Origin of the sequence: Acidisphaera sp. L21 (assembly GCF_009765685.1) — a bacterium.
Taxonomy (GTDB): domain Bacteria; phylum Pseudomonadota; class Alphaproteobacteria; order Acetobacterales; family Acetobacteraceae; genus LMUY01.
Genome location: NZ_LMUY01000136.1, coordinates 8589 through 21822, shown reverse-complemented (window position 1 = coordinate 21822; position 13234 = coordinate 8589). Strand labels below are relative to the sequence as shown.

Annotated in this window: 10 protein-coding genes; 6 read left to right on the top strand and 4 right to left on the bottom strand. The window is 64.7% G+C overall.

Translation table 11 applies throughout. From position 1 onward, the window contains the following. The first annotated feature begins 4 nt into the window (after positions 1–4). Positions 5–1303 carry a sorbosone dehydrogenase family protein gene (locus GSQ76_RS25350; RefSeq protein WP_158746885.1) on the top strand — a complete coding sequence of 433 codons (1299 nt, stop codon included), beginning with the start codon at positions 5–7 and terminating at the stop codon, positions 1301–1303. Here the strand turns inward: GSQ76_RS25350 and GSQ76_RS25345 are convergent. Both GSQ76_RS25345 and GSQ76_RS25340 read right to left on the bottom strand, forming a co-directional pair. After that, positions 1293–2759, bottom strand: a complete 1467-nt coding sequence (locus GSQ76_RS25345; protein ID WP_158746884.1) for a M81 family metallopeptidase — start codon at positions 2757–2759, stop codon at positions 1293–1295. The genes GSQ76_RS25350 and GSQ76_RS25345 overlap by 11 nt on opposite strands. After that, positions 2759–4129 (bottom strand): aspartate aminotransferase family protein, encoded by a 1371-nt coding sequence (locus tag GSQ76_RS25340; protein ID WP_158746883.1) that lies wholly within the window; start codon positions 4127–4129, stop codon positions 2759–2761. Before GSQ76_RS25340 ends, GSQ76_RS25345 begins: the two co-directional genes overlap by 1 nt. A 251-nt stretch (positions 4130–4380) precedes the next feature. Between GSQ76_RS25340 and GSQ76_RS25335 the strand changes: the two genes are divergently transcribed. The 4 genes from GSQ76_RS25335 (at position 4381) to GSQ76_RS25320 (ending at position 10786) form a co-directional block, all read left to right on the top strand. Further along, entirely contained in the window at positions 4381–5634 is a 1254-nt protein-coding gene (locus GSQ76_RS25335) for a CaiB/BaiF CoA-transferase family protein (protein ID WP_158746882.1), read from the top strand. Between the two features lie 124 nt (positions 5635–5758). Continuing rightward, on the top strand, positions 5759–7024 hold the full coding sequence (locus GSQ76_RS25330) for a calcium-binding protein (RefSeq protein ID WP_158746881.1): 1266 nt from the start codon (positions 5759–5761) through the stop codon (positions 7022–7024). A 150-nt stretch (positions 7025–7174) separates the two neighbouring features. Further along, a complete protein-coding gene (locus GSQ76_RS25325; RefSeq protein WP_158746880.1) occupies positions 7175–10228 on the top strand; it encodes a glycosyltransferase in 3054 nt (1017 codons plus the stop codon). Between the two features lie 90 nt (positions 10229–10318). Then, the gene (locus GSQ76_RS25320; RefSeq protein WP_158746879.1) at positions 10319–10786 is read left to right on the top strand and encodes a hypothetical protein; all 468 of its coding nucleotides are present in this window, start codon (positions 10319–10321) and stop codon (positions 10784–10786) included. Here GSQ76_RS25320 and GSQ76_RS32170 read toward each other — a convergent pair. Together GSQ76_RS32170 and GSQ76_RS32905 are read right to left on the bottom strand one after the other, a co-directional pair. Next, on the bottom strand, positions 10781–11386 hold the full coding sequence (locus tag GSQ76_RS32170; protein WP_158746878.1) for an acyltransferase: 606 nt from the start codon (positions 11384–11386) through the stop codon (positions 10781–10783). The two genes, GSQ76_RS25320 and GSQ76_RS32170, sit on opposite strands and share 6 nt — an antisense overlap. Positions 11387–11406: 20 nt before the next feature. After that, positions 11407–12015, bottom strand: coding sequence for a CatB-related O-acetyltransferase (locus tag GSQ76_RS32905; protein WP_158746877.1), 609 nt, complete (start codon positions 12013–12015; stop codon positions 11407–11409). Between the two features lie 313 nt (positions 12016–12328). Here GSQ76_RS32905 and GSQ76_RS25305 point away from each other — a divergent pair, with 313 nt between their 5' ends. Next, positions 12329–13036, top strand: coding sequence for a TylF/MycF/NovP-related O-methyltransferase (locus GSQ76_RS25305; protein ID WP_158746876.1), 708 nt, complete (start codon positions 12329–12331; stop codon positions 13034–13036). Positions 13037–13234 lie beyond the last annotated feature (198 nt).

Below are 13234 nucleotides of genomic sequence, written 5' to 3'. Positions count from 1 at the left end.
CCGCATGAGGGCCGCAGCGGCAGCACTGCTTGCGCTGGTGTCGGTTCCCGCCCTGGCGCAGCCAGTCCGCCAGGGTGCCGCCGCCTTCGGTGATTGGCACGGCGATGCGCCAGGAACCGTGCGGCATATCACCGTGGATGCTTTGCCCCGGCCCTCGGCCACCGCATCGTCCAGTCGCGGCCCCAGCGTGGTGGCGCGGCCATCCGGTGCGTTACCCACGGTACCAGCCGGTTTCACGGCACAGATCTGGGCCGTCGGGCTGGATGGCCCACGCACATTACGCACCGCCCCGAATGGTGACGTGTTCCTGGCCGAAAGCGGGGCCGGCCGCATCCGCGTTTGGCGACCCACCGCGGGGGCAGCGCATCCGGCGGCGCCATCCACCTTCGCCTCTCGCTTGGAAGAGCCGTTCGGCATCGCATTCTGGCCCGCCGACCAGCCACGCTACGTCTACGTGGCGGAAACCAACCGCGTCGTCCGCTACCCGTACAATGGTGGACTAGCCCCCACCGGCCCCGCAGACATCATCATCCCGAGCCTGCCGGAGGGCGGCCATTGGACCCGTGACCTGGCGGTCGCACCGGATGGCGCCACGCTGTATCTGTCGATCGGCTCATCCTCCAACGTCGCCACCGGCATGACCGGCACGGTCGCCGCCACCGGCAGCGCGGCCGATCGCGGCGCAGCCTCCGGTGACGAGGCGAACCGGGCCGCCGTGTTTAGCTTCCACCCCGATGGTAGCGGATTGCAGCGCGTGGCATCTGGCTTGCGCAACTGCGTCGGCCTTGCAGTGCAACCCGGCGCCGGCGCGCTATGGTGCGTCACCAACGAACGGGACGGCATGGGCGACGACCTGCCGCCCGACTACGCCACGCGGGTCAAATCCGGCGAGTTCTTCGGGTGGCCCTGGTATTATATCGGCGACCACGAAGACCCCCGTCACCGCGGCGAACGCCCCGACCTCCGCGGGCAGGTCACCACCCCGGACGTGCTGATCCAGCCGCACTCGGCCCCCTTGGGCATCGCGTTCTACACCGGCACAAACTTCCCGCCCGACTACGTAGGTGACGCCTTCGTGACGCTACATGGCAGTTGGAACCGCGCTACGCGCACCGGCTACAAACTCATCCGCCTGCGCATGCACAACGGCCAGCCCACCGGCGAGTACGAGGATTTCGCCACCGGCATGGTCGCCAGCGATAACGCCGTCTGGGCCCGCCCGGTTGGCGTCACCGTGCTGCACGATGGCTCCCTGCTGATGAGCGAAGACGGCAACGGCACGATCTTCCGCATCACGCATTGAACGGAAACACCCGATCACGCGGGATCTGCCGGTATGGCAGACCAGTCAAATCCGCCGGCCCCCAATCAGGCGTATCCACGATCAGGATGCAATCCGCAATCGGCTCGTAGGCAGCGCGGAAATGCGTCTTGGACCGCAGCACGATGATGGCGAAGTCGGTGGCGCGCATGCCGAATTGCACGAACGGATCCTCGTCCACCGTCATCGTCGGCCGGCTCACCAGACTGAGCGTAAGCCCATCCACGTCCAGCACCGCGGCCATGCCCAGTTGCACCAGGCGCCCGTTCATGTAGGCGCCGGTGGTGCGATAGTCCTTCTCGCCCACCCAGCGCACGACCCCCGTCAACCCAACCGGTCCACCGGCGCGGTCCGACGAGTGGCCACCCACATCCAGGCTCACCTGCGCGCCCACGCCCGCCTCGGCAGCCTTCGCAACAGCCGCCGGGTCCCAGAGATACGGGATGGCGGCATTGGTGACACCCCGGCGCAGCAACTCGCGCAGCAGGTACGTGCTGTCGTTGCAGCGATCCGCGTGCTCCAGCAACACCACCGGCCGACCCGGCCGCGCCGCCGCCCTCGACTGCGCCAGGTCGACCCCGGTGGTGATATCCAGCACCAGGTCGCGATGCAGCAGATCCTGCCGCATGGCCACGATCCGGTCGGACAGCCCGCTCGCCACGCGCTGCACTTCGGCGGCATCGTCACCCACCGCCAGCACGGAGAAACCGCAATTCGGCACGTCGGCGTAGGAGAAACCTGCGAACACCGTCACGTCCAGATAGCCGGGCGCCGGCCGGGCCATCGCCACCGACTCCGCCACCAACCCCGACAACGGCGCAATGCCGGTGGCGCTGAAGATGCTGGGCACCATGACGCCGGGCTTCACCAGCGCCATGGCGGGCCGCGTCCCCTGCCGCATCATCCGCAGCAGACATCGTGCGGCACGCTCGCCGGTCGCGGCGATGTCGGTGTGCGGCGAATAATGGTAGCCGAACACTGCATCCGCCAACGCCAGCAGATGCGCGTCGATGTTGGCATGATAATCCAGCGCCAGCGCCATCGGCACATCCCGGCCCACCACGGCACGCACCCGCTCCACGATCTCCCGGTCGGGATCCAGCCGGGTGGGCGTCGTCATCGCGCCGTGCAGCGCCAGCAGCACCCCGTCCAACGGCGCCGCCGCCCGCAGCCCGGCGCATAACCGGTCCGCATAGTCGATGAACGCCGCATCCGTCATCGGCCCCGCCGCCCCGGCATCGGTGAACACCAGCGGCACCATGTCCAGCGCCTCGGCCTCGCACACCGCGATGAAGCCGCCGGGTAGGGTGTTCGTGCCACGAAACCGCTCCAGCATGGCCGGGCCCGCAGCCTCGATCGCCTGCAGATCCGCCAGCGTCGTCAGAAGCGGCAGGAAGCTGACGGATTCCAGCATCACCCCGCCGATAGCGACCCGCATCAGACGGGCAGCCCCGCAATCGCCTGGTCGATGGCCGTGCCCAGCCGGTCCACGATCATGTCGATCTCGTCCGGGCTCACGATATACGGCGGCGCCAACACGATGTGGTCGCCGCGCACGCCATCGATCGTCCCGCCCATCGGGTAGCAGCCGAGGCCACCGGCAAACGCCGCCGCTTTCACCCGGGCATGCAGCGCGAGTTTTGGATCGAACGGCGCCTTCGTCGTGCGGTCCTGCACCAACTCGATCCCGCGGAACAGGCCACGCCCGCGAATGTCCCCGATATGCCGATGATTCCCCAGCCGCTCCGTCAATCGCTGCTCCAGCAAGGCGCCGCGCGATTGCACCTGCGCCAGCAACCCGTCATCCCGGATCACATGCTGCACCGCCAGCGCCGCGGCACAGGCAACGGGATGCGCCAGATACGTATGCCCGTGCTGGAACGCGCCCGAGCCATCGCGCAACGCGCCAACCACGCGCTCATTCGCCAGCACGCCACCGATCGGCTGGTAACCGCCGCCCAGCCCCTTGGCAATCGCCTGAATGTCCGGCGCCACACCCTCCTGCTCCCACGCGTGCAGCGTGCCGGTGCGACCCATCCCGCACATCACCTCGTCCAGGATCAGCAGGGCGCCGTAACGGTCGCAAATGTCGCGCACCGCCCGGAAATACCCGGCGGGCGCCGCCACGCACCCGGCGGTCGCACCGACCACCGGCTCGGCCACGAAGGCGGCGACATTATCCGGCCCCAGGCGCTGGAACTCCGCCTCCAACTCAGCGGCCAGGCGCGCGCCAAACTCCGCCTCGGTCTCCGCCTCGCGCTGCTCGCGATAGGCGAAGGCGGGGCTGACATGGCTGAACGCCGGCGACAGCAACGGCGCATACGGCTGGCGGCGGAACGCATTGCCACCGGCCGCCAGGGCGCCCAGCGTGTTGCCGTGATAGCTCTGCCGCCGGGCGATGAAATGCCCCCGGCCGGGTTGCCCGATCTCGACGAAATACTGCCGCGCCATTTTCAGCGACGCCTCCACCGCCTCCGACCCGCCGGAGACGAAATAGGCGTAGGCTAAGCCGCCGGGCTCGTGCCCAACCAGGATCTCCGCCAATTCCTCCGCCGGTTCGGTGGAAAAGAAGCCGGTATGTGCATAGGCCAGCGTCCCGGCCTGGCGCTGGATCGCCTCGACCACCCGCGCATGGCCGTGCCCCAGGCAACTGACCGCCGCCCCGCCCGAGGAATCCAGGATGCGTCGCCCATCCGCCGCCTGCAGCCACACGCCGCTGCCCCCGCTCGCAATCGGCGGCGGCGGCGCCCGCAGGCTGCGATGCAGCACACGGCTACGACGGGGCGGGGTTGGGGCGATGTCGGTCATGCGGCCTCCGGGTCTGAAACATAGTGCGAATGCGCGGCCAACCGTGCCGCGGTTGCCGCAGGCGATGCACCGCTTCCGGCCCGCCCAGGGCGAACGATGCCTTTTGCACATTGCCGGAACTGCCGCAACATTCGGTTCATCCACCGTTTTGCGCCTATCTCCCTCCCGCCGCGCCGGTTACATTCGTCCGAATCGTTGCCGGCTTCAGGACGACGGCAAGACGGGGACCGAACGCCGATGGAACACGCATTTTGACCGGAACAGCCGCCGCATTGACCGGCCTGCGAGTGCTGGACCTCAGCCGCGTGCTCGCCGGCCCCTGGGCCACCCAGACGCTCGCCGATCTGGGGGCGGAGGTCATCAAGATCGAACATCCGATCGGCGGTGACGACAGCCGCAAATGGGGCCCTCCCTTCATCGGTGGCGACGCGGGAACGCCGGATGACCCGGCGGATGCCGCCTACTTCACCGCCACCAATCGCAACAAATCCTCGGTCGCGATCGATTTCTCCAAGCCCGAAGGCAGCGCTCTGGTCGCCCGTATGGCACGCGACGCCGATATCCTGGTGGAGAATTTCCGCCCCGGCGCACTGGCCAAATACGGGCTGGACCCGGCAACGCTCATGGCGGCCAATCCGCGCCTCATCTACTGCTCGATCACCGCGTTCGGGCAGGAGGGGCCGTATCGCCACCGCCCCGGCTACGACTTCGCCATGCAGGCCCGCGGCGGGTTGATGAGCATTACCGGCCAGCCGGATGGCACGCCGGGTGCCGAGCCGATGAAGGTGGGCGTGGCGGTGACCGACATGTTCACCGGCATGTACGCCGTCGCCGGCATTCTGGCCGCGGTGCAGGCGCGGCATACCAGCGGTGTCGGCCAACATATCGACCTGGCATTGTTCGATGCGCAGGTGGCGATGCTGGCCAACCAGGCGGCAAATTACCTCGTCGGCGGCATGGTGCCGAAGCGCATGGGCAACACCCACCCAAACGTGGTCGGCTACCAGGTCTTCGCCGTTGCCGACGGCTTTCTCGCATTGGCGATCGGCAACGACGCCCAATTCCGCCGCTGCTGCCGCGCCATGGGACTGCAATCATTGGCCGACAACCCAGATTATTCGACCAATGCCGGGCGCGCCGCGCACCGCAAAACCGTCATCGACACCATGGCCGCCCGCTTCATGCAACAGGAGCGCAATACCTGGCTGGACCTGATTGAGGCCGCGGACGTGCCCTGCGCGCCGATCAACAACGTCGATCAGGTCTTCGCCGACCCACAAGCACAGGCCCGCGGCATTCGCGTCGAAATGCCGCACGCAACCGGCAGCGTGTCGTTGGTGGCCAGCCCCCTGCGCATGTCCGGCACCCCAGTCCAATACAACAGCGGCCCGCCGCAACTGGGCCAACACACCGACCACGTGCTGTCGGCGCTGGGTCTGGACGAAGCCCAGCTGCAGGCATTGCACGCGGCTGGCGTTATCGGCAAACGTCGTCGACACTATTAAGAACTATAGTTAATGTTAACTTGAGTCTCTTCACTACATCCGACAATATTGTCGTATCGAAACGCCTTATCCATAATAGTCACGCATACGAGACCTGCGTTTGTATTGAAGCAGGGTTCGAAAAATGCCGGGTGTTACCATCAAGGGCGCGCTTGCCGTTAGCGTTCTAGCCTCGACCAGCGGAGAGGTCACCAACGTCGCGGCGAGCCTCGCAACGAGCATCAACGCGGGCGTCGCCAGCGGCGACTTCGTCAACCTGGACTATTTCGGCCTAGGCAGCACGGCGCCGGAGCCGCCAAACGGCGTCAAGGGTATTCTGACGCTGCGCACGGCCTCCGTCATCACCGCGTCTGGCGTTGGCTCGACGGTCTTCGTCAACGGCGCGGACAGCACGGTCATCAGCAACGCGAACGGCGCTGTCTCGATACAGGGGGGCGCCCAGGGTGGCGTCTTCCTGGGCGGGGTCGGCCTGCTGGGCGCGGCCCGCAACATCACCTACACCAACATGACACCCAGCCAGGAACTGACCAGCCAGATCGCTATCCTGGGCGGTAACAATTTGGTCCAGACCGCGACGTTCGGCACTGGAAAATACCGCGTCGATACCGGAGCCGGCAACGACACCATCAATATCCTGCTGGGCAATAGCACGATCAACGCTGGAACCGGCGCCAACCAGATCAACCTCGGCGTAGGCAGCGGTTATATCCTGTCGGTCGGCTACGACACCATCACCGGCGCTGCGATGAATGGCGGGTCGGAAACGGTCGATATCACGTCCGGCCTTGCATCCATCAATAGTGGCACGACGAATTTCCAGATCCACGATGTGTCGGGCAATCCGCTTCTGGTGACGTTGGGGTTCGGCGTCGACACGATCACCCTGTCCGGCGGCTCGGCCACCATCAAGGGTATCGACACGATGACGACCGCCACCGGCACCACCTCCATCATCGGCGGCGATCACGCGACCGGCGACCTGCTGCTGCTCTACGGCGGCGCGGCAACCGTCATCGCCGGCAGCATGAACGACACCATCCAGGCCATGTCCGGCAACAACATCCTCACAGCCGGCGCCGGCAATGACAGCCTCATCGCCGGCACCGGCCACGATACGTTGCATGGCGGCACCGGCAACAGCACCATGGTCGCCGGCACCGCCGCAGACACCTTCAGCTTCACCGCCGGCGTGGTGGGCAATGCAACGATCAATGGCTTCAAGGGCATCGACACGCTGCAACTCGCTGGCTACGTGGCATCGGGCGTCGGCACCACGGCGGGCCAAGCGGCAGCAGGAACGGTCCTATCGCTCACCGACGGCACCACGATAACCCTCGCCGGAATCGGCGCGCTCAATTCGGCGCAGCTTAAGTTTGTCGGCACCACCTAGCCATACGTTTACCCTATCGATAGCGGAAGACTGTAGACTGGACTGGCCGGTAAACCGATCTGTTCATCGGACGTCAAAACAGTAAACGCGCGTCCCTAAGTTATATTACTAAGTCTTTCGATTTCTATGACCGGACTGGGAGGTTGGCGGGTGGAGCTCGGCGTCCTCGATCGTATTTTCCGGTCCAACCATTATTTCAGCGACGACCGGCAGACGCTGACCGAGTTGATCGGTGCATGGCAGGAGATCGAGCCCGCCACCGAGTTGGCGCAGATCTTACGTCTAGCCTACGACACCCTTGTGGCGGGCCTGCCCGAACAGGCCCTCGCCCATCTGGAATACGCGCAAAGAAAAGCACCGTCACACAGCCTGATGACGCTTTTCATCGGCGATCTCCGGCTCAGCCTGGGCCGCGCGAATGCGGCCGAGCCATTCGATCTCCTCGCCCGGCGTCGCGACTGGCGCGGTGCATGGTTTCGCCTCGCCGTCAGCCACGCACGCGCCGGCGACCTCACACGCGCCGCCGCCGCCCTGCAGGAAACACTCGGCCGTAATGCGCCAGAAACTGGCGCAGCCTTCTGGGCCTTCGCCGCAGATATCGCCGACCGGACGGCGGCCCATGGGTGGTGCGGATTCAGCAATCATGGCCATCTGACCATCGGCGGCGCCGCCGCACGCTACGACCCGGCGGATGTACGGTTCGAACTCGATGGCCAGCCGATCACCTTGCAGCGCGATGGCCAATCCGACACCCCGATCGCCCGATACCGAACGCCCGCCGCGCTCGCCGGCCGGCACCTAAAGATCCTGGCACAAGGCCTCCCCTTGATCGGCAGCCCGATCTCCCTCGAAAGCGTGTCGCGTGTCGAGGGATTTGTCGAAACCGAAAACGGCGCCGTTCAAGGCTGGGCCTGGTTCCCCGGCGAGCCCGATATCTCGCCCGACATCGCCATCACGGCACAAGACCGCGCCGCCATGCCCGGCCTGATCCGGCTCGCCCAAAGCCTGGCGGACTCCGCCGCCAACGCGCAGGGATTGATCCAACCGCGGGACTTCCTGGTATCGGCAGACGACATGACCCCGCTGGCCGGCCCAGTGAGCGTGCGTGGCCCGCACGGCCGCGCCCTGTACGGCAGCCCGCTGAACAGCGCCGCCGCCGCACAGAGTGCGATGGCCGCAGCCCAAGCACTGGCACGCCGGTTTCCGGCCGCCGGACCTGCCGACCGCGACGATGACGCAAGCCTGCCCAGCATCCCAGCCGATATCAGCAGCCTGCGCCAAACCTACCATCCGCCCGACCCGCGGCGGCGGACATTGATCGTGATCCCGGTCTACCGCGGCCTCAAGGTCACAATGGATTGCCTCAAAACCGTTCTCGACGAGAGAACGAGCCGCGAAGACGTCCTCGTGATCTCCGACGCCTCGCCGGAGCCTGCTTTGGTGCAGGCATTGCAACGCGTTGCAGACGCCGGGCACATCATCTTCCAGCATCAGACGGAGAATGGCGGGTTCCCGGCCACCGCGAATATCGGGCTACGCCGGGCCGTCGAGAGCCAGGTAGACGTCGTCCTGCTCAACAGCGACACGCTGGTGACCAAGGGCTGGGTGAATACCCTGCGAACCATCGCCCATGCCTGCGACGATATCGGTACCGCAACACCGCTCTCCAACGCTGCCACGATTTTCAGCTATCCGCACGCGGACAAGCCGAACCTGGTTCCCAGCCTGCAGGATTGCCAGGATTACGCCAGACACGCCGCGACCGCCACCGCCGGCAAATCGATCGACGTGCCAACCGGCCACGGCTTCTGCCTGCACATTCGCCTGGAATGCGTGGCCGAAACCGGTTTGCTGCGGGAGGACGTATTCGCGCAGGGCTATGGCGAGGAAAACGATTTCTGCATGCGCGCCCGTGCACTTGGGTGGCGCCACGTTGCCGTGCCCAGCGTGCTCGTCGGCCATCTGGAAGGACAATCCTTCGCCGCGGCCAAGACTGGCTTGACCATGCGCAACCTGAAGATCCTCAACCGCCTATACCCTGGGTACGACAGGCTGATCGCGACCTGGCAGGCCGCCGACCCGCTGGCGGACTCCCGGCGCGCCATCGATCTACGGCGATGGGCGGCAAATCGGCCGGAGCGGGGCGCAGTTCTGTTCGTCACGCACGACCGCGCCGGTGGCGTGCTGCGCCATGTCGAGCAAACTGCGGCATTGGCAGAGCGCGCCGGGTATCGCGCCATTATCTGCCAACCCACCGCCGGGGCCGGTCGCGTCGCCATGTGCAGCTTCAACGCCGATGGCGGCATCTACCCGAACCTGATCTTCGACCCGGTCCAGGAAATTGGCGGTATGAGGGCGTTTCTCCAGGCATCCGGCATCATCCGGACAGAGATCCATCACTTTCTCGGCCATCTGAACCAGACGATCGAACTCATCGCCGGGCTCGGGCCCTACGAAATCCACGTTCACGACTATTCCTGGTACTGCCCCCGTATCACGCTCACGGCCGAGCGGGACCGGTATTGCGGCGAACCCGGCGCCCGCTATTGTGCCCCCTGTATCGAGGATCGCGGGACCAATCTCGGCTATTACGTCACGCCGGATACGCTGCGCGAACGCTCCCAGGCGCTATTCTCCGGTGCAGGCCGCATCGTCGCGCCATCGGAGGATGTCGGCCGCCGGGTCAACCGCTGGTTTGGAACGGAACCGGCGGTAATGCCCTGGGAAGATGAATCGGAGCCCCTGGCGCTCAAAAGCATTCCCGCGCTGCATACGCGCCAGACACGGCGGATTTGTTTGGCCGGCGCCATCGGATACGAAAAGGGCTACGACGTCCTGCTCGATTGCGCCCGTATGGTTGCCGAGCGCGATGTACCGATCGAGTTCGTCGTCGTCGGTTTTACCTGTGATGACCAGCGCCTGCTGCGCACCGGTCGCGTGCGCATCACCGGCCAATACGAAGAGGCCGAAGCCGTGGATCTGCTCAAGCAGCAGGATGCGGATTTTGGGTTTCTACCGGCCCTGTGGCCCGAAACATGGTCCTACGTGCTCACCCAGTTCTGGCTGGCGGCGTTACCGGTCGTCACCTTCGACATCGGAACACCCAGCCTACGTATCAAGGCGCGTGATGGCGGCTTTATCCTACCATTTGGCGCGTCGACGAAGCGCATCGTCGACACGCTGCTAACCTTGAAGACGGCCTGACGCGGTCTGCCCATGGCATTCAATGGCGCACCACAATTCCGCTCGTTTCAAAGGCCAGACGCCATACCTATTTCGAAAAGGGAGCAGACTATGTTGATAGTTCCATATAAATTGCTGTCCGCGATATGCCCAACCGCGGAAGACGATACCGTAACGATACCGGTCGACTTCCTGAAGCAGCTGCTACGCTTGGCATTGCAAAACGCAACGCTGGACGAGGAAACGTATCTTCGGCGCAACCCCGACGTCGCGGCTGCAATCCGGACCGGCAGTATCGGCAGCGGCCGCGATCATTTCGCCCAGACTGGCTATTTCGAGGGCCGTGGCGGCACCGGGTTCGACGTCGCCGAATCCTGGTACGTGAGGTCAAACCCCGACGTCGCGCGCGCCATCGTCATGCGCGAGTGGGAAAGTGGTGAGATGCACTACAACGAGCGCGGTCTGCTAGAATGGCGCGCCCCGAACAACGCCGCGGCACAGGATCTGATGGCTTGGGAGCGCCTGCTCGACCCAGGATCGCCCAGCCACACCGACGACGAGGCGGAGTTGCCGCTATAGCGGCAGTAATCGTGCGTCCCAGGTGATATTCCGGCGCCGGCAGCGCGCCGGCGACCCGGCGGACATCGTGAACGGGTCGATCATGCCCGTCACGACGGACGCAATGCCAATCGCCGCCCCCGTCCCGATGACCGTGCCTTTCATGACACTGACCCCGTGCCCGATCCAAACCTTGTCGCCGATCGCGATATCGGCCGGCGGGTTGATGCGCTTGCCGGTATCCCGATCCAGCACCGAATGCATGTCGCTGGTGCAAAGCAAGGTGTCGGCGGCAAACAGGCAATCACGACCAATGGTGATCGTGGACGGTTCGTGAAGGAACAGCCTGGTCCGGTCGGTGAAATTGCTGTTACTGCCAATCCGAACGCGACCGCCCCCTGCCGCATACACTTCCAAGGCCGCCAATCGGCAATTCGCTTCGGCCATCAGCGCACAATCATCGCCGAGGGTGATGGACACGCCGTTCAGCATGCATCCGTCCGCGATCTCCAGCGTGGCACGGTTGCCATTCAGCACGATCACGCCGTTCCCTTCGGCAAGAATGCTGGGAGGAATGTGAATGGTATTGTGTTCGCCACGGTCGGCAATTGTCAGCGGCATAGAGGCTTCCTGCTTCCGGGCTACAGCAGATCGGCCAGGGTGAATGCGCGCGGCGTGTACGCAGGCTCGTGTTCGGCCAAGACACGCAGCTCTGGAATGGCGGCGGCGGGATCCGACAAATCGATCGCCTCTAGCTGCCATGGCGCGAACCGCCACCATCGCACATCCAGCAACATCCCCAGAATGTCCGGCGGGCAGCGCATCCGCAGGATCTGCGCCGGATTCCCGCCAACGATGGCAAACGGTGGAACATCCTTGGTCACCACCGCCATCGCCGCGACGACCGCACCATCCCCGACCGTAATGCCCGGCATGATCATCGCCCCGTGCCCAATATACACGTCGTTGCCGATCACCACCGGCTTGGACATCGTCGCCATCGCATGCGGGCGCAGCGGGGCGATATAATTGTGGTAACGATCCTGCTCGGGAAAGTCCGAACCAATCGAAAACATCTTTTCGCGTAAATAGAAAAACGGCGATGTGCTAACCCAGGTTAACGCGTGGCTCGCCCGGCCAATCTGCACGGATTCTCCGATGGACGTGTATCGGCCAATCGTGACATCCGAGAAAAAACCACTTACAGCGTAGCTGAACGCCCCGAGCTTGAAGCCGTTCTCGATACCCATCCACTTGATGCTACACGGTGGCTCGAACACCGCCAGAGCCGAAATGTTTACGCCCCCGCCGTGATACGTCTCGACCCCGCGGGCGCGCAAGGCAGTCTGAACATCCGCCGTCAGTTGAACGAGCACGACTTCACTCCCGCAATGACGGTAACGTGCCGCCCACATGGCAACTGCCCGATTCCGGAACGGATGTCGACATAATCTCGGCACCGTCAACCATTTCCACAACAATATGCACCGGCGCGCTTACGACTCCGATAACACAAGGTGATATCCTTGGCTGCACAGCACTTAGGAGCCGCCAATGAAATACGTGACGGAGGTCACCAGCCTCGGCGACAAAATTAACGACATGCCGGAGCGGCTTCGCGTAAACTTCCCCGAAATCCAGGACGAGACCTTCTGGGAACTCTATACCATCGCTTCACGGTATTCACTGCTGCACGTCACCGGCTTTTACAATCTTTACCAGTCGCTGAAATACATTCACGCCCAGCGCATCCCCGGCGACATCGTTGAATGCGGCTGCTTCCTCGGCGGCGCCAGCATTTTCATGGCGCTCCTGCGCGACCGGCTCGGCATGACGGAAAAACGGATCTGGCTGTTCGACACGTTCGAAGGCTTTCCCGAAGGCGAACAGGATCAACTTGTCGGTAGTGGCCAGGTGATGTCCTCCGTCCGCTTCGTGAATTTCCAGCAGGACGTCCGTGAAAACTTCGCCGAAGCATCCCCGCAAAGCAGCGGCATCGAATGGATCGAAGGCCCAGTCGAAGAAACCATCCCCTACACGACGGTGGCCTCGATCGCGCTACTGCGCCTGGATACCGACTTCTACCTGTCCACCGTGGCGGAGCTGGCGGGGCTCTATCCACGCCTCGTCCGCGGCGGCGTCATCATCGTCGACGATTACGGCATGTTCGAAGGCTCGCGCCGCGCCACCGACGAATACCTCGCCCGGCTCCAATCGCCCCCGCTGCTAAACCGGATCGACCACGGCGTATGGGCAGGCGTGAAACCCTGACGCGCGATAGCTCGATGCCCCCAGCGTCAGGATCCAGCCGGCAGCATACGGCCAATCATTGTCGGCCGCGTCATCGGCCCGGCATTCGCGTTGACCCGGCGATCGAGCCGGACCTCCGTCCCAGTGAATTGCAGGCTCACCGTGTCGCAGAATGCCGTCTCCACGAAACGCCACACCATATCGAACCGCTCCGGCGCC

What these genes read in the sequence shown, in the direction of transcription:
- GSQ76_RS25350 (WP_158746885.1), top strand. Translation starts at nt 5, where the DNA reads ATGAGGGCCGCAGCGGCAGCACTGCTTGCGCTGGTGTCGGTTCCCGCC.
- GSQ76_RS25320 (WP_158746879.1), top strand. Translation starts at nt 10,319, where the DNA reads ATGTTGATAGTTCCATATAAATTGCTGTCCGCGATATGCCCAACCGCG.
- GSQ76_RS32905 (WP_158746877.1), bottom strand. Translation starts at nt 12,015, where the DNA reads ATGGGTATCGAGAACGGCTTCAAGCTCGGGGCGTTCAGCTACGCTGTA.
- GSQ76_RS25345 (WP_158746884.1), bottom strand. Translation starts at nt 2,759, where the DNA reads ATGCGGGTCGCTATCGGCGGGGTGATGCTGGAATCCGTCAGCTTCCTG.
- GSQ76_RS25340 (WP_158746883.1), bottom strand. Translation starts at nt 4,129, where the DNA reads ATGACCGACATCGCCCCAACCCCGCCCCGTCGTAGCCGTGTGCTGCAT.
- GSQ76_RS32170 (WP_158746878.1), bottom strand. Translation starts at nt 11,386, where the DNA reads ATGCCGCTGACAATTGCCGACCGTGGCGAACACAATACCATTCACATT.
- GSQ76_RS25330 (WP_158746881.1), top strand. Translation starts at nt 5,759, where the DNA reads ATGCCGGGTGTTACCATCAAGGGCGCGCTTGCCGTTAGCGTTCTAGCC.